Annotated in this window: 16 protein-coding genes; 6 read left to right on the forward strand and 10 right to left on the reverse strand. The window is 66.8% G+C overall.

The genetic code is table 11. The features are described from left to right. Positions 1-72 precede the first annotated feature (72 nt). The 8 genes from ACQR0Z_RS28300 to ACQR0Z_RS28335 form a co-directional block, all read right to left on the reverse strand. On the reverse strand, positions 73-1020 hold the full coding sequence (locus ACQR0Z_RS28300) for a carbohydrate kinase family protein (RefSeq protein ID WP_434879451.1): 948 nt from the start codon (positions 1018-1020) through the stop codon (positions 73-75). Between the two features lie 2 nt (positions 1021-1022). Further along, positions 1023-2669, reverse strand: coding sequence for an FGGY-family carbohydrate kinase (locus ACQR0Z_RS28305; RefSeq protein ID WP_434920797.1), 1647 nt, complete (start codon positions 2667-2669; stop codon positions 1023-1025). 29 nt (positions 2670-2698) lie between these two features. Further along, entirely contained in the window at positions 2699-3472 is a 774-nt protein-coding gene (locus ACQR0Z_RS28310) for an SDR family NAD(P)-dependent oxidoreductase (RefSeq protein WP_434920798.1), read from the reverse strand. Positions 3473-3519: 47 nt separating this feature from the next. Beyond that, entirely contained in the window at positions 3520-4527 is a 1008-nt protein-coding gene (locus tag ACQR0Z_RS28315; protein WP_434920799.1) for an ABC transporter ATP-binding protein, read from the reverse strand. 14 nt (positions 4528-4541) lie between these two features. Then, positions 4542-5372: a carbohydrate ABC transporter permease gene (locus ACQR0Z_RS28320; RefSeq protein ID WP_434920800.1), complete on the reverse strand. Its 831-nt coding sequence runs from the start codon at positions 5370-5372 to the stop codon at positions 4542-4544. 2 nt (positions 5373-5374) lie between these two features. Continuing rightward, positions 5375-6247, reverse strand: a complete 873-nt coding sequence (locus ACQR0Z_RS28325; protein WP_434920801.1) for a carbohydrate ABC transporter permease — start codon at positions 6245-6247, stop codon at positions 5375-5377. Positions 6248-6638: 391 nt separating this feature from the next. Then, entirely contained in the window at positions 6639-7928 is a 1290-nt protein-coding gene (locus ACQR0Z_RS28330; RefSeq protein ID WP_434920833.1) for an ABC transporter substrate-binding protein, read from the reverse strand. A gap of 385 nt (positions 7929-8313) precedes the next feature. Next, entirely contained in the window at positions 8314-9264 is a 951-nt protein-coding gene (locus tag ACQR0Z_RS28335; RefSeq protein WP_434859731.1) for a sugar-binding transcriptional regulator, read from the reverse strand. Positions 9265-9491: 227 nt separating this feature from the next. Here ACQR0Z_RS28335 and ACQR0Z_RS28340 point away from each other — a divergent pair, with 227 nt between their 5' ends. Both ACQR0Z_RS28340 and ACQR0Z_RS28345 read left to right on the forward strand, forming a co-directional pair. After that, the gene (locus ACQR0Z_RS28340) at positions 9492-9884 is read left to right on the forward strand and encodes a hypothetical protein (RefSeq protein WP_434859730.1); all 393 of its coding nucleotides are present in this window, start codon (positions 9492-9494) and stop codon (positions 9882-9884) included. Between the two features lie 83 nt (positions 9885-9967). Next, positions 9968-10279 (forward strand): hypothetical protein, encoded by a 312-nt coding sequence (locus ACQR0Z_RS28345; protein ID WP_434920802.1) that lies wholly within the window; start codon positions 9968-9970, stop codon positions 10277-10279. Here the strand turns inward: ACQR0Z_RS28345 and ACQR0Z_RS28350 are convergent. Then, positions 10261-11889, reverse strand: coding sequence for a hypothetical protein (locus tag ACQR0Z_RS28350; RefSeq protein ID WP_434920803.1), 1629 nt, complete (start codon positions 11887-11889; stop codon positions 10261-10263). The two genes, ACQR0Z_RS28345 and ACQR0Z_RS28350, sit on opposite strands and share 19 nt — an antisense overlap. A 213-nt stretch (positions 11890-12102) precedes the next feature. On the opposite strand from ACQR0Z_RS28350, the gene ACQR0Z_RS28355 reads away from it, so the two are divergent. From ACQR0Z_RS28355 to ubiG, 4 genes are all read left to right on the forward strand, one after another. Next, entirely contained in the window at positions 12103-12513 is a 411-nt protein-coding gene (locus tag ACQR0Z_RS28355; protein ID WP_434920804.1) for a flagellar basal body rod protein FlgC, read from the forward strand. An 89-nt stretch (positions 12514-12602) separates the two neighbouring features. Next, entirely contained in the window at positions 12603-13418 is an 816-nt protein-coding gene (locus ACQR0Z_RS28360) for a methyltransferase family protein (protein ID WP_434920805.1), read from the forward strand. After that, on the forward strand, positions 13415-13810 hold the full coding sequence (locus tag ACQR0Z_RS28365; RefSeq protein ID WP_434859725.1) for a DUF4149 domain-containing protein: 396 nt from the start codon (positions 13415-13417) through the stop codon (positions 13808-13810). The genes ACQR0Z_RS28360 and ACQR0Z_RS28365 overlap by 4 nt, the downstream gene beginning before the upstream one ends. A 28-nt stretch (positions 13811-13838) precedes the next feature. After that, positions 13839-14621 (forward strand): bifunctional 2-polyprenyl-6-hydroxyphenol methylase/3-demethylubiquinol 3-O-methyltransferase UbiG, encoded by a 783-nt coding sequence (gene ubiG / locus ACQR0Z_RS28370; RefSeq protein WP_434920806.1) that lies wholly within the window; start codon positions 13839-13841, stop codon positions 14619-14621. A 51-nt stretch (positions 14622-14672) separates the two neighbouring features. Here ubiG and ACQR0Z_RS28375 read toward each other — a convergent pair whose 3' ends face one another. After that, positions 14673-14858: a hypothetical protein gene (locus ACQR0Z_RS28375; RefSeq protein WP_434920807.1), complete on the reverse strand. Its 186-nt coding sequence runs from the start codon at positions 14856-14858 to the stop codon at positions 14673-14675. Positions 14859-14920: the final 62 nt, after the last annotated feature.

The following is a 14920-nucleotide window of genomic DNA, read 5'->3' on the forward strand; positions in this document are numbered from 1 at the left end:
CCTCTCATATGACGGGGGAACAGCCAACCAGTTCCCAATCGCGAGTGCAATGGGGTGCTTCAGCCCAGCTCTTCAGCCGAGGTCATTCCATGCCGCGGCCATCTCGGCCCAGCGCGGCGGGTCGGCGCCTTCGCGCGTGCAGGTGACGGCGGCGCATGCGGCGGCAAAGGCGAGCACCTTGCGCAGTTCGGCCGTGCTCACGGCCTTGAGCGCGTCCCGGCCGATCCGGCCGAGCTTGCGCAACGCGAACAGCATCGCCGCCTGGAACGTGTCACCGGCGCCGATCGTATCGACCACGTCGACCTTGGGCACCGCGACCTCGACTCTGCCTGCCTGCGCATGCCAGGCAAACGCACCCTCCGGCCCGCGGGTGATGACGACCAGGCTGGTGCCGCGCGCCAGCAGCGCCTCGGCCTGCGTCGCGTAATCGTCGTGGCCGTGCAGGAAGTCGAAATCGACATCCGACATCTTGACCAGGTCGGCACGAGCGGCGAACTCATCCATGTCAGTGACATAGGCCGCCTTGTCGGTCACGAGGTTCGGCCGGCAGTTCGGATCGAAGGAGATCGTGACCGCGCCGTGCGTCGCATCGATCATCGCGCGGGTCTGCTGCGCACCCTGGTCGTGGATCAGCGTGGTCGAGCCGACATGGAGGGCGTCGATGGTGGCGAAGGGAATGCTGTCCGGCCGGTAGGTCCATTTCCGCGCGGCGGTCTCGGCATCGTAGAAGGCGTATTGCGCCTCGTTGCCGACATGGCGCACGAAGGCGAGCGTGGTCTGGTCGGGGCTGCGCGTGGCATAGCGGAGATCGACATCCGAGCCCTGGGCATGGGCCGCGATCATGGTGCCGAACAGGTCGGTCGAGATGCCGCCGACGAAGCCGGTCGGCGCACCCAGCCGCGCCAGCCCGACGGCGACGTTGAGGCAGGAGCCGCCGACCACCGGCCTCAGCACGTCGCGCCCATCGGCCGATTTGGCCGGGACGAAATCGATCAGCGCATCACCGCAGCTCAGGATCATGGTCAACTCTCTCCACCGGCCCCATGCATCACGGAACGGCTGTCGCGATCAAGCGTCCGCAGCAGGCCGTGGATGCGGCGCTTGCGGCGGTGGAAGTCGGCAACGTCCGCGGCGGTCGGCTCGCTGAGACGGCCGAGCGTCGACATCGAGGCCATGGTGTCGCCGATCGAACGGAAGGCGCCGCTGGCGACGGCGCCGAGCATCGCCGCGCCGAGCAGCACCGGCTCCTGCGTGCCCGGAAGCGCCACCGCCAGCCCGGTCGTATCGGCCATGATCTGGCGCACCAGCGGGCTGCGCGAGGCGCCGCCGGCCATCACCAGCGTTCGGCTGGTGACGCCATTGGCGGCAAAGGCATCGATGACGTCGGCCAGCCCATAGGCGAGGCCGCAGAGGCCCGCGACGAACAGCCGCTCCATCGCGCCGATATCGGCGTCGAGATCGAGGCCGGCGATCACGGCACGCGAATCCGGGTCTGCATAGGGCGAGCGGTTGCCGAGAAATTCGGGCAAGATGTGGATGTCGCGGGCGAGCAGCGCCGCCGCACCGACGCTCGGCGCGCGCGCCATGATCCGCTTCTCCAGGAAGCTGATCACATCGAGCCCCTCGGCGCGGGCGGCCGCCGTGGCCTCCGGCGCCGCGGGATGCGAGCGCAGCAGATGATCGATCGCCGCGCCCGCCGCGGACTGCCCGCCCTCGTTGAGCCAGAAGCCGGGCACCATGCCCTGGTAATATGGTCCCCACACGCCGGGCACGAAGGACGGCGCGCGCGTCGTCGCCATGATGCAGGCCGAGGTCCCCATGATGTAGGCGAGACGATTGCAGACGTCGACCTCGCCGCCATCAGCCGCGCGCCCGCCGATCGCGCCGATGCCGCCGGCATGGGCGTCGATCAGCGCCGCCCCGACCGGCGTCCCTTCGACGAGGCCCAGCTCCGCCGCGGCTGCGCGCGACAAACCCTGACCCAGCGGCGTGCCCGGCGCGACGATCTCGGTGCCGATCCGCGCATAATCCTCGGTGACGAACTCCTCGAGCCCGATCCGGCGGAAGTAGCTCGCGCTCCAGCGCGTCTCATGCGCCAGATAATTCCACTTGCAGGTGACCGTGCACATCGAGCGCGCGAGCGAGCCGGTGGCGCGCCAGGTGAGGAAATCAGCGAGGTCGAAGAAGTGCCCGGCGGCGTCGAAGCTCGCACGCAGATGCCGCTTCAGCCACAGCAGCTTCGGCATCTCCATCTCCGGCGAGATCGAGCCGCCGACATAGCGCAGCACCTCATCCCCGGTCGCGTTGATGTCGCGCGCCTCGGCCAGCGCGCGGTGATCCATCCAGACGATGACGTTGCGAGCGGCATTGCCGGAGCCACTCACGGTGACCGGGGCGCCCGATGCGTCGAGCGCCACCAGCGAGCAGGTCGCGTCGAAGCCGATGCCCTTGATCAACTCCGGCGCGATGTCCGCTTCCGCCAGCGCGGCTTTGACCGAGGCGCAGCAGGCGCGCCAGATGTCGTCGGAGGATTGCTCGACGACATCACCGGCCTCGTGCCAGGTCTGGATCGGATGCCGCGCTGCGGCAAGCAGCCGCCCGGTCTCGTCGAAAATCCCGGCGCGCGTGCTGGTTGTGCCGACATCGACACCGACAAAGGCCCTGACCATGGTCTGCTCCCGTCAATTTTGACGCGAGCTTACCAGCAAGTGTAGCCGCCATCGACAACGACGACGCTGCCGGTCATCAAACTTGCCGCCTCCGATGCCAGGAACAGCACGACCGAGGCGATCTCCTCGACTTGCCCCATCCGTGCCATCGGGGTTCCGCCGATCCAGGCGTCGTACATGCGCGGATTGCTCTTCACGAAGGCGTTGAGCGGCGTCTCGATATAGGTCGGCGCCACAGCATTGACGCGGATGCCGCGCGCGCCCCATTCGGCGGCCAGCGACTTGGTCAGATGGTGCACCGCGGCCTTGGAAGCGTTGTAGAAGCATTGCTCCTGCGGCTTGTTGACGATGAAGCCGGACATCGAGCCGATATTGACGATGCTGCCGCTCTTCGCCGCCAGCATGTGCTTGCCGAAGGCGCGGCAGCACCAGAAGGTGCCGTTGAGATTGACGTCGAGCACGTTGAGCCAGTGCTCGTCGGTGACGGTCTCCGCCGGCGTCTCGCTGCGGGCGATGCCGGCATTGTTGACGAGGATGTCGACCTTGCCGTGGCGCACCACGAGATCGTCGGCCACCGCGTTCACCTGCGCCGAATTGGTCACGTCCATCAACGCGGTCTCGGTGGTGAAGCCCTTGGCCTTCATCGCGGCCTGCGCGTCCGCCGCGGCTTTGGCGTCGCGATCAGCGATGACCACATGCGCGCCCGCCTCCGCCAGCGCCTCGACGCAGGCAAGGCCGATGCCCTGCGCACCGCCGGTGATCAGGGCGGTCTTGCCGTTCAGCTTGAATTTTTCCAGATACATCGTCGTCGTCCGTGGTTGTCGTTGACGCCCGGAGGGGACGTCACCTGTCATGCGAAGATGGAGTTGCCGTTCTCGTCGAAGCGGTAGATGCGGTTGGGCTCCGGCCGCAAAGTCACGGCATCGCCGGCGCTGAGCCGCTTCTCGCCGACGCAGCGCACCGTCAGCGTGCCCAGCGCGCCCGCGTCGACATAAAGGAAGGTATCGCTGCCGAGATGCTCAGCGATCAGCACCTTGCCGCGCCAGCCCTCGCCGCCGTCATCGACGATGCCGATATGCTCCGGCCGCACACCGATCGTGGTGGCGCCGCGCTGGGAAGCTTCCTCGCCGACAATGAAGTTCATCTTCGGCGAACCGATGAAGCCGGCGACGAACAGGTTGGCGGGCCGCTGATACAGCTCGATCGGCGAGCCATACTGCTCGATGTGGCCGGCGTTGAGCACCACGATCTTGTCGGCCATGGTCATGGCCTCGACCTGGTCATGGGTGACGTAGATCGCCGTCGTGCCGAGCTGCTTCTGCAGCCGTGTCACCTCCAGCCGCATCTGCACGCGCAGCGCGGCGTCCAGATTGGACAGCGGCTCGTCGAACAGGAACGCCTTGGGCTCGCGTACGATTGCCCGACCGATCGCGACGCGCTGGCGCTGGCCGCCGGAGAGCTCGCGCGGCTTGCGGTCGAGATAGGGCGTGAGGTTCAAGGTCGCCGCCGCCGCCTCGACCTTCTGGTTGATCTCGGCCTTCGGCAGCCCGGCCATCTTCAGGCCGAAGGCGATGTTGCCGCGCACGCTCATATGCGGATAGAGCGCATAGGACTGGAACACCATCGACAGGCCGCGCTTGGCCGGCGGCACGTCGACGACGTTGTTGCCGTCGATCAGGATGCGCCCACCGGAGACATCCTCTAGCCCCGCGATCAATCGCAGCAGCGTGGTCTTGCCGCAGCCGGACGGGCCGACGAACACCACGAAAGCGCCGTCGGGAATGTCGAGATCGGCGCCCTTGATGATGTGCACCGGCCCGAACGATTTCTGCACACCTTCCAGCGTGATCCGTCCCATGATCAGCCCTTTCGTTACTTCACTGCGCCGAAGGTCAGCCCGCGCACGAGCTGCTTCTGGCTGAACCAGCCGATGATCAGGATCGGCGCGATCGCAAGCGTCGACGCCGCCGACAGTCGCGCCCAGAACAGGCCCTCGGGGCTCGAATAGGAGGCGATGAAGGTCGTCAGCGGCGCCGCTTCCAGCGTCGACAGGTTCAAGGTCCAGAACGCCTCGTTCCAGGCCAGGATCAGGTTGAGCAGCAGCGTCGAGGCGAGCCCGGGGATCGCCATGGGCGTCAGCACATAGATCAGCTCGCGCCCGATCGTGGCGCCGTCCATCCGCGCGGCTTCAAGGATGTCCTTCGGGATCTCCTTGAAGTAGGTGAACAGCATCCAGATCACGATCGGCAGATTACCGAGGCACAGGATGAAGACGAGCCCGGTGCGGGTGTCGAGCAGGCCGAGGTTCTTGTAGATCAGATAGATCGGCACGAGCACGCCGACCGGCGGCATCATCTTGGTCGAGAGCATCCAGAGCAGGATGTCCTTGGTCCGCTTGGTCGGCGAAAACGCCATCGACCATGCCGCGGGAATGGCGATCAGCATCGCGATCAGGGTCGAGCCGCCGGCCACGATCAGCGAGTTCAGCGCGTGGTGCAGATAGTCGCTGCGCTCCTGCACGGTGACGTAGTTTTCGGTGGTCCAGTGGAAGAACAGGAACGAGGGCGGCGTCGCGAACGCCTCCAGTTCGGTCTTGAAGCTCGCCAGCACCATCCACAGGATCGGGAAGAAGATCACGAAGCCGGCGAGCCAGGCGCCGACTGTTGAAATCAAGACATGACGTCCGGTGACCTTGCGCGCCATGCTCAGGCCTCCAGGTTGCGGCCGACGACGCGGACCAGGAAGAAGGCGACAATGTTGGCGATGACCACGGCGACGAGGCCGCCGGCCGACGCCGTGCCGACGTCGAACTGGATCAGCGCCTGCGAATAGACCAGGAAGGCGATGTTGGTGGTCTGCAGCCCCGGCCCACCGCCGGTGGTGACGAAGATCTCGGCGAACACCGTGAGCAGGAAGATGGTCTCGATCAGGATCACCACCGTGATCGGCCGCGCCAGATGCGGCAGGGTGAGGTAGATGAAGCGCGACAGCGCGCCGGCGCCGTCCATCTCGGCGGCCTCCTTCTGCTCCTCATCGAGCGACTGCAGCGCGGTCAGCAGGATGAGCGTCGCGAACGGCAGCCACTGCCAGGCGACGATGAAGATCACCGCGAGCAGCGGCGCATCGGTGAACCAGTCGATCGGCGTCAGGCCGAGCGAGGTCGCGATCCAGGCGAACAGCCCGGACACCGGGTGCATCAGCAGATTCTTCCACACCAGCGCACTGACGGTGGGCATCACGAAGAACGGCGCGATCACCATCAGGCGGATAAAGTTGCGGCCGATCACCGGCTGGTCGAGCAGGATCGCCAGGGGAATGCCGAGGCCGATGGTGAGCAGCAACACGGAGCCGACCAGCACCAGCGTGTTCCGCAGCGAGGCGAGGAAGGCGGGATCGGTGAGGAAGTACTCGAAATTCTCCAGGCCGACGAAGCTTTCGGAACCGGGATCGAGCAGGCTGTAATGCAAGGTCGAGAAATAGACCGTCAGCGCCAGCGGCACGATCATCCAGATGAACAACAGGATGACCGCCGGCGACATCAGCGCCCGGGCGAGCAGTTGAGTTTGTCGGGTGGCCATGACCGCCGTCCTCGTTCACTCGATCGATATGTTCGTCATTGCGAGCGAAGCGAAGCAATCCAGAGGCGCGGATGGGACCCTGGATTGCTTCGTCGCTTCGCTCCTCGCAATGACGACTGATGGTTTTGCGAGAGCATCCCTAAATTCAAACCTTAGCGCTTAAAGCTCCAGAAACGGGCGCAGTGCCCGTGAATGCGCCCTCTCCCCTTGTGGGAGAGGGCGCATTCACCGGCACCGACCTCGCGGCGGCACCGGGCGGTGGGCACGCCTTGCCCACCCTACGGATCTCAGATTCGCCGAGAGAGAAAATGCGGCCATCCCTTGTGGGGAGGGATGGCCGCCAGTGATCAGCTCGGGAGGAGTTTCGTGTCGAGCTGATGACCGTACGCGCCTATTTGATGTAGCCGGCGCGCTTCATCTCGCGTTCGGTCGCGGACTGCGCCGCAGCGAGCGCCGCATCCACCGTCATCGATCCCGCAAGCGCCGCCGAGAACTGCTGTCCGACAGCGGTGCCGATGCCCTGGAATTCGGGGATGGCGGCGTATTGCACGCCGACATAGGGCACGGGCTTCACCGTTGGCTTGCTCGGATCAGCCGCATCGATCGAGGCGAGCGTGATCTTCGCGAACGGCGCGACCTTCAGGTACTCCTCGTTCTTGTACAGCGAGGTGCGCGTGCCCGGCGGCACGTTGGCCCAGCCTTCCTTCGAGGCGACGAGCTTGGTGTAGTCCTTGCTGGTCGCCCAGGCGATGAACTTCTCGGCCGCCTCGGTCTTCTTGGAGCCGGCGGGGATCGCGAGATTCCAGGCCCACAGCCAGTTGGCGTTCTTGCCGAGGCCGGTGTTCGGCGCCAGCGCGAAGCCGACCTTGTCGGCGACCTTGGACTCCTTCGGATTGGTCACGAACGAGGCAGCCACCGTGGCGTCGATCCACATCGCGCATTTGCCGGAGTTGAACAGCGCGAGGTTCTCGTTGAAGCCGTTGGAGCTGGCGCCGGGAGGGCCGGCCTCCTTCATCAGGTCGACATAGGTCGACAGCGTCTTCTTCCATTCCGGCGTGTTGAACTGCGGCTGCCATTTCTCGTCGAACCAGCGCGCGCCGAACGAGTTCGACATCGCCGTCAGGAACGCCATGTTCTCGCCCCAGCCGGCCTTGCCGCGCAGGCAGATGCCGAACGTGCCGGCCTGCTTGTCGGTCAGCTTCTTGGCAGCGTCGATGACGAAGTCCCAGGTCGGGCTCTCCGGCATCTTCAGCCCGGCCTTCTCGAACAGGTCGGTGCGGTACATCACCATCGAGCTCTCGCCGTAGAACGGCGCGGCGTAGAGCTTGCCGTCGACGGACACGGCGTCCTTGATCTTCGGCAGGATGTCGTTCGCGTCATAATCGGCGCCGAGCTTGTCGAGCGGCACCAGCCAGTTCTTCTTGGCCCAGATCGGCACTTCGTAGGTGCCGATGGTGAGGATGTCGAACTGGCCGCCCTTGGTGGCGATGTCGGTGGTGACGCGCTGGCGCAGCACGTTCTCTTCCAGGGTCACCCACTTCACCTGGATGTCGGGATTGGCCTTGGTGAATTCGCCGGTCAGGCCCTGCATCCGGATCATGTCGCCATTGTTGACGGTGGCGATGGTCAGGGTGGTCTCGGCCGATGCCGGCATCGTGGTCAGCAGCGTGGCGGCGCCCATCAGGGCGGCAAGCGTGCGCGTGCGAGTGAAGATGGTCTTCACGGTCTCCTCCCTTCCCGTGTCTTTTGAACATATGCTCACGGGCTGGGCTGATGTTCACAACAACGGTCAGACTTTGTCAAGCATGCGCTCTCACGCAAAGGTTGTGCGATGCGGGAGGCGATCTCTCAAAGATTAAACGCGCGGCTGAAGATCGCGTCTCTCACCCCGCCCGTCGTTCCGGGGCGCGCGCCAGCGCGAGTCCGGAACCCATACCCACAGGGAGGGGTTTGGGGCACGCTCGGGGTGGGCATCTCGTCTCAAAACGCCGAGCTGTGATTATGGATTCCGGGCTCATCCGCGCTGCGCGCGAATGCCCCGGAATGACGGGCGGAAAGAGTGGCGGCTACGCCAGCACGGCGCGCGCGGTGGCCTCGTCGGTGATGAGGCCGTTGATCAGCCGACCCGTCAGCGCCGCGCGGATCGCTGCGATCTTCGCCGGTCCCAGCGCCGCCGCGATGGTCATCGCGCGCGCCGGCACATCCGGCGCGATGCTGGTCAGGCGGCGGTTGATGCCGCCGTCGATCACCCGGCCCTTGGCATCATAGGCCCAGCCGGTGATCTCGCCGATCGCGCCCAGCCGCATCATCTCGGTGAGCTCGTCGCGGGTGACGAAGCCGTCGACATGCATCTGCGCCTTCTGGTCCATCTGGCCGATGCCGACCAGCTTGAGGTCGGCCTTGTCCGCGACCGCCTTGACCTTGGCGATGGCATCGAGCCGGACCATGCGGTCGCGCTCATCCTCGCTGCCCATCAGGAACGGCAACGGCATCGGATAGTGCCGCGCGCCGGTGCGGTCCGCGAGCCGGCCGACGGTGTCGAAGAAGCTTGCCGAGCCATCCGCCAGGATATTGCCGACCAGCGAGACGATCTGATGCTCGGGCCGGTCGACCGGCGTGACCCGCTCGACCGCGGCGCGGACCGCGCGGCCGGTGCCGAGCGCGATGATGACGGGCGTCTCGGCGCGCAGGGTGGTCTCGAGCAGATTGGCGCAGCGCTCGGCAATCCCAGCGGCTCCCGTCGGCGCGGCCGGATCGGTCGGCACCACCTCGCTATGGACCAGCGCGAAGCGTTCCTTGAGCTGCGCGGCAAGCGCCATGCAGGAGGCGATGGGATGTTCGAGCCGGAAGGTGATCAGCCGCTCGGCGAGGCACAACGACACCAGCCGCTGCGCCGAGGCGCGCGACACCTGCAGCATCCGGGCGATCTCGTCCTGGGTATGGCCGGCGATGAAATACAGCCAGCCGGCGCGGGCGGCGTCGTCGAGCCGTGATTTGTCGCTGTCGCTGCCCGCCATGGTGCCGAGCGGTCTCCTTCCCGATATGCCTCGTCCAGCCCCCTCGTCCGAGCGGGATCAGCGGCACTATGACATGGCCGTCCGGCCAGCTGGAACCGGCGGGCCACGCCCATCCCCAGAATGCCGACATTGCGCGAGCAAGAACCAGATCATATGCCCGGCTGCCGGGCAATAGCTCACCGCTGGCGGTTAGACGGCTTTAAATCGCGCCATGCCAACCTCCGGGCATGAAGATGGTCACCGGCCTCATCGCGCTGGCGCTTGGCTATGTCGTCGTCGTGCTGGCGATCGGCATCCCCTATTGGCGGCTGTCCTACGCCGAGCTGAACCGCGGCCAGTTTGCAATCCTGCCCGGCGCGCTGCTGCTCGGCCTCCTGACCTATATCCTGGTCGTCACCGAGGCCGCCGCGCCGCGGCGCATCGCGCAGGTGATGATCGCGACCGTGCCGAGCATCGTCATCGTGCCGATCTGGCGGCACACCGCTGTTGATCCGACATCGCACAATCTGTGGCCATTGGAGCTGGTGTTCGCGATCGTCGCAGGCGCCATGGTCGTGCTGCCGGCGCTCGCCATCGGCCTCGGCACGCGCTGGCTGCTGGCCCGCCGCGCCACGGACTGAGGGCGTCGGAACCGCGTCTGCCGCAAAGCGGCCGCGCAGTCCCGAAGGGTGCTGCGGATCGCTCAGCGACTTAGCTCCACCTTATGGCTTCCCCCACCCTCATCCGCCCGCGCCGCCCGGCTCCCGTATTCGTTTGCCGCAAATGCCTGAAGCGCAGCGATGACGCCAAGGGAATCAAGAAGGCGATCAAGCGCGAGACCCGGCTTGCAGCCCCATCCGGCCGCAAGCCGCCGCGCGTCGTCATGACGAGCTGCTTCGGCCTGTGTCCGAAGCGGTCAGTCGTCGTCACCGGCGGCGTCTGCGCGGCGCGCGGCGACTATGTTCTCGTCGCCACGCGCGACGATGTCGCAGGCGCCCTGGCCTGCCTTCACGACGATCAGAACAGGTCGTCCTGAAGATCGTCATCGTCCTCCTCGCGGGCGAGAGCCGCGACCGTCCGCTCCGCGATGTTGCGCATCAGCCCGATCTCCGCGAGATCATGGCCGTCGAGCACGGCGCGCGCGACCACGGCGAGATCGGCCCAGCTGAGCCACTCGCCCGGCGGCCCCTCGCGCATCCACAGCGCGGTCAGCACGAACAGCTCCGCCCAGCGCGTCCGCTGCGCGCCGATCGCACCATTGTCCTGCAGCAGCTTCGCGGGAAGCTTCTCCCGGGCGCGCTGGCTCGCGCTCTTCACCTTCTGCTCCAGTTCGGCATTGTCCTCGAACCAGGAGCCTTCGATCTCGTCGAGCTCCGAAATCTCACCGCTGTCGGCCAGCGCCTGAGCGACATCCTCGGGATTGCGCAGATCGTCCGGCAGGTCGGCGATCAGCGCGTCCAGTGCCGCGCGGCAGTCGATCCGCTCCGGCTGCCACGCGGCGCCGCCGATCGTCTCCGCGACCTCCAACAGCCCCGCCGGCGGTACCTCGCCGGCCTTGACGGTAAGAGCGAGATGATGCGCGATCATGCGGTCGACGAAGCCGCGGCTGACGTCCAGCACCGGGCCGTGCGTCGCCACCTCCGCCACCAGCTTCTTGACCGTCGGGACGGGCTGCGGCGGGCTGCTCATCGCCTCCGTAATCCCCTCGCACGTGAAGATGGTCGCCATCCGCTTCGTCTTGCGGTCGACCGGAGAGACCGCGATCAGCAACTGCGCGCCGGAGCCGTCGATCGGGCTGGACTTGAGCTCATCGACTGCCCCCTTGTCCCAGGGGGCGCAGTCCACGCCGGCCGCGCGAGCCTTCTGGATGATCGCATCGACGGCCGCGCGCTCGCGCTCCGGCCGCCAGTTGCGCATCGCGATCACACGCCGGAGATCGATCGGCGACAGGGCCGAGGCCCGCTCGGCCAGCACCGCGGCGGCGGCCTTGCGCACCGCCGCGCTGCCGTTCTGCAGGAACAGCACCGCGGCCGCGCGCGCATCGGGTTGCTCCTGATGTGCGAGATGGGTGACCACAGCGACCTTCGCTTCATCAGCGAGAAGGTGCGCACCCTGCGCGAACGAGGTCACCATCTCGAACGGGTCGCCGTCGCACGCTTCGAGCAGTTCATCGAGCACCTGGCCGATATCGCCCGGCAGCAGTTCGTCGTCATCCTCGTCGACGAGTTCGGACGAGGCCGCGGCGAGCTCCGGAGATGGCGCGATGCCGGCCTGCTGCAGCGCGCCGCCGAGATAGGCCAGCAGCGTGCCCTCGATCTCGCCGTCTTCGACGCGGGCGGCGAGATCGGACTGGAAGTTCGCGATGAGCTCGGCGGCATCCTTGGCGCCGCGCTTGGCCCGCTCGTTCAGGCCCGAAAGCAGCATCTGCAGCAGGAACAGATAGGCGATGCCGAGCGGTTCGTCGTCGCCGGCGGGCGGCATGTGACGGCACACGCCCTCGGACGCCGCGAAGATCTCGGTGGCGTTGCTGAGCAGGAAGCGCTCGAGCTCCGGCGTCGGCTGCGGCAGCCGCCCCTTGGCAAAGCCCACAGCAAGCTTCCTGGCGTGGTGGTCGAGACCGGCAGTTTGGGCGCCAGAGTTGGGCATGACGGAACTCCTTGAAGGCCTTGAATTTACCGCAGACGGAGGCCCGCAGACATGGTCTTCAACAGCAATCCACCGTGAACATGCCGGCACCGTGGCCGATCATCGGCCTTCGACAGCGCGTCACGAGAGTAAACAAAGGCTTACTCTCGAGCCTCGAATGCCCCTGCCCGCCTTGACGGTTGCTTCGCAGGCTCCGGTCTTAGCTTGCGTCCCATGAGCCCCATCGCCTCCAACGCTGTCTCCGGCATGAACGCGGCCACGCGCCGGCTCGAAGTGTCGGCCTCCAACGTCGCCAATGCGATGAGCACCGGCGCGCTGCCGAATGCGGATGGCTCGCTGCCGGCCGGTGCGCCGAAGGCCTATGACCCGCTCGAACTGGTGCAGAGCGACGTCGCCGGCGGCGGCACGCAGACCACCATCACCAAGGCCAGCAACGGGACCTCGCCCAGCTACCAGCCGACGGCGCCGTTTGCCAACAAGGATGGCCTCGTCGCCGCCCCCAATGTCGATCTCGCCCAGGAGATGATCAGCCAGCTCGTCGCCAAATACAGCTTTGCCGCCAATGCGCGCGTGCTGAGGGCGAGTGACGAGATGAGCCGCATCGTCATCGACATGAAGGTCTGAGCCCTCAGGCTTCGGGCCACGGCCGCGGCACTCACGCATCCGTGATGATCTGCTGAAATCCGCGTCCCCGCGCCCGGCGTAGCCGGACTGTGAGCACCCCGACCGACATCTCCCACCTCTCCCGCCTCACGGCGCTGCTGCGCTCCGCCCTGGCCGCGCCTCGCGGCAAGGGCCGCATCGTCATCGCGGTGGTCACGGGCCTCGTCTGCCACGCTCTGTTCGCGCTGGCGGTGCTCGCGATGATCACGGCGATGTTCTTCGGCATGAGCGCAAGCTTCGGCCGCGCGCCCTGGCCGTGGTCCCTTGCCGCCAACGCGGCCCTGCTGCTGCAGTTTCCGCTGGTGCATTCGCTGCTGCTCGGTCCCGGACGCCGCTGGCTCGCACGTCTCGGCAAGCATGGCGCGACGCTCGCCACCACGCATTATGCGATCATCGCATCGCTACAGCTGTTGTCGCTGTTTGCGCTGTGGACGCCGAGCGGCGTGATCTGGTGGCGCGCGGAAGGCACAGCCCTTGTCATCCTCTGCCTCGCTTATGCCGGCACCTGGGTGCTGCTGATCAAGGCGAGCTGGGACGCCGGCGTCGAGGTGCAATCCGGCGCGCTCGGCTGGCTGTCGCTGGCCGCGAACAAGCCGCCGCGCTTTCCCGACATGCCCGTGACAGGCCTGTTCGCGCTGATCCGCCAACCGATCTATCTGTCGTTCGCGCTGTCGCTCTGGACGGTGCCGGTGTGGACGCCGGATCAGCTCGCCGTCGCATGTGTGCTGACGGCCTATTGCCTGCTCGCGCCGCGCTTCAAGGAACGGCGCTTCACGGGCATCTACGGCGCGCGGTTTGAAAACTATCGCGCCCGCGTGCCTTACATGCTGCCGCGCTGGCCGATACGCTCGGACTCCTCGCCATGATCAACGCCGCCGCCCTGCTCATCACCGCGCTGTTGTTCGGCGGCATGACGCTGTTCTCGTTCGGCTTCGCCCCGTTCCTGTTCAGCGCGCTGCCGGCCGACACGACGCGAACGCTGATCCGCAGCGCCTTTCCGCATTTCTATCTGTTCGTGATCGCAGCCGCGGCTGCCGCGGGCCTTCTCGCGCTCGGCGTCGACGCTCTTGTGAGCTCCGCCCTGGCCGCGATCGCGCTGACGGCGGTGCTCGCCCGGCAGATCCTGATGCCGGCCATCAACCGCGCGACCGACGCCGGCGAGAAGCGCCGCTTTGCGCGCCTTCATGGCGCCTCGGTCGCACTCACCTTGATCCATATCGTGCTGAGCGCCGCCGTGCTGCTTCGCCTCGCGCGATAGTGGCCGCACCGGAAAAAGGACCACGACGATGCTCTACAAGGACGCCGTGAAGCCCGCCTTCGCCGCCACCGCCGAAGGGCCCTCGACCATCGACCCCGCGGAGATCGCGCGGTTCTCGCGGCTTGCCGAGGAATGGTGGAAGCCGGACGGCGCGTTCAAGCTTGTCCATGCCTTCAACGCCGCCCGGGTCGAGTATCTCTGCGGCCGGCTGCCGGCGCTGGTCGGCCGCGATCCCGCCGCGTCCGAGCCGCTGGCTGGCCTTGAGATCATCGATGTCGGTTGCGGCGCGGGCATCGTCACCGAGCCGTTGTCGCGGCTCGGCGCTGCCACGCTCGGCATCGACGCGGCCGAGCGCAACGTGCTGGTCGCCGCCGATCATGCGCGCCAGCAGGGCGCCCCAGTCGCCTATCGCCACGCGCTGGCCGAGGATCTCCTCTCCGAGGGCGCGAGCGCCGACATCGTGCTGACGCTCGAGGTCGTCGAACACGTCGCCGATCTCGCCCGCTTCGTCGGTCATGTCGCCGATCTCGTGCGCCCCGGCGGCCTGCTCGTGATCGGCACCTTGAATCGCACGCCGGTGTCGTTCGTAAAGGCGATCATCGGCGCGGAATACATTCTCGGCTGGCTGCCGCGCGGCACGCATGATTGGCGCCGCTTCGTCAAGCCGGCCGAGCTGCAGGCCCTGCTGGCGCCGCGCCGGTTCGTTGCGATCGAGACGGTGGCGGTGGAGCTCAATCCGTTGACGATGCGCTGGTCGATCGGCGGCCGGCCATCGACCAACTATCTGCAGATCTTCCGGCGGATGCCTTGAGCCAGCGCTCCGCTCCCGGACCGCTGCGACAGGTCTTAACGACAGGAGGTCTCAGCGCGCCAACACGGCGATGAGCCAATGGATCAGCGTCGCGCCGCCGATCGGCGCGACGACCAGCATCACCATGTTGAAGCCGAGCAACGCGAGCAGCAGCTTTTCACGACCGGCTGACAGTCGCCGCTTCGGCGGTTTGGGCTTCGGCTCGTGCGGCCAGTAGCCGGGCAGGTCGATGAACATGGGACCTCCAGATCATCCCACAACGCAACAGCGCCCGAGAGGGATGACCAAGCCGCGCTGCC

This window comes from Bradyrhizobium sp. HKCCYLS3077 (genome assembly GCF_051167555.1).
In the GTDB taxonomy this organism is placed as follows: domain Bacteria; phylum Pseudomonadota; class Alphaproteobacteria; order Rhizobiales; family Xanthobacteraceae; genus Bradyrhizobium.

Coding starts and splice junctions, on each gene's coding strand:
- ACQR0Z_RS28355 (WP_434920804.1), top strand. CDS start 12,103: ATGAGCCCCATCGCCTCCAACGCTGTCTCCGGCATGAACGCGGCCACG.
- ACQR0Z_RS28345 (WP_434920802.1), top strand. CDS start 9,968: ATGGCTTCCCCCACCCTCATCCGCCCGCGCCGCCCGGCTCCCGTATTC.
- ACQR0Z_RS28340 (WP_434859730.1), top strand. CDS start 9,492: ATGAAGATGGTCACCGGCCTCATCGCGCTGGCGCTTGGCTATGTCGTC.
- ACQR0Z_RS28310 (WP_434920798.1), bottom strand. CDS start 3,472: ATGTATCTGGAAAAATTCAAGCTGAACGGCAAGACCGCCCTGATCACC.
- ACQR0Z_RS28315 (WP_434920799.1), bottom strand. CDS start 4,527: ATGGGACGGATCACGCTGGAAGGTGTGCAGAAATCGTTCGGGCCGGTG.
- ACQR0Z_RS28350 (WP_434920803.1), bottom strand. CDS start 11,889: ATGCCCAACTCTGGCGCCCAAACTGCCGGTCTCGACCACCACGCCAGG.
- ACQR0Z_RS28365 (WP_434859725.1), top strand. CDS start 13,415: ATGATCAACGCCGCCGCCCTGCTCATCACCGCGCTGTTGTTCGGCGGC.
- ACQR0Z_RS28325 (WP_434920801.1), bottom strand. CDS start 6,247: ATGGCCACCCGACAAACTCAACTGCTCGCCCGGGCGCTGATGTCGCCG.
- ACQR0Z_RS28320 (WP_434920800.1), bottom strand. CDS start 5,372: ATGGCGCGCAAGGTCACCGGACGTCATGTCTTGATTTCAACAGTCGGC.
- ACQR0Z_RS28305 (WP_434920797.1), bottom strand. CDS start 2,669: ATGGTCAGGGCCTTTGTCGGTGTCGATGTCGGCACAACCAGCACGCGC.
- ACQR0Z_RS28300 (WP_434879451.1), bottom strand. CDS start 1,020: ATGATCCTGAGCTGCGGTGATGCGCTGATCGATTTCGTCCCGGCCAAA.
- ACQR0Z_RS28335 (WP_434859731.1), bottom strand. CDS start 9,264: ATGGCGGGCAGCGACAGCGACAAATCACGGCTCGACGACGCCGCCCGC.
- ubiG (WP_434920806.1), top strand. CDS start 13,839: ATGCTCTACAAGGACGCCGTGAAGCCCGCCTTCGCCGCCACCGCCGAA.
- ACQR0Z_RS28330 (WP_434920833.1), bottom strand. CDS start 7,928: ATGGGCGCCGCCACGCTGCTGACCACGATGCCGGCATCGGCCGAGACC.
- ACQR0Z_RS28375 (WP_434920807.1), bottom strand. CDS start 14,858: ATGTTCATCGACCTGCCCGGCTACTGGCCGCACGAGCCGAAGCCCAAA.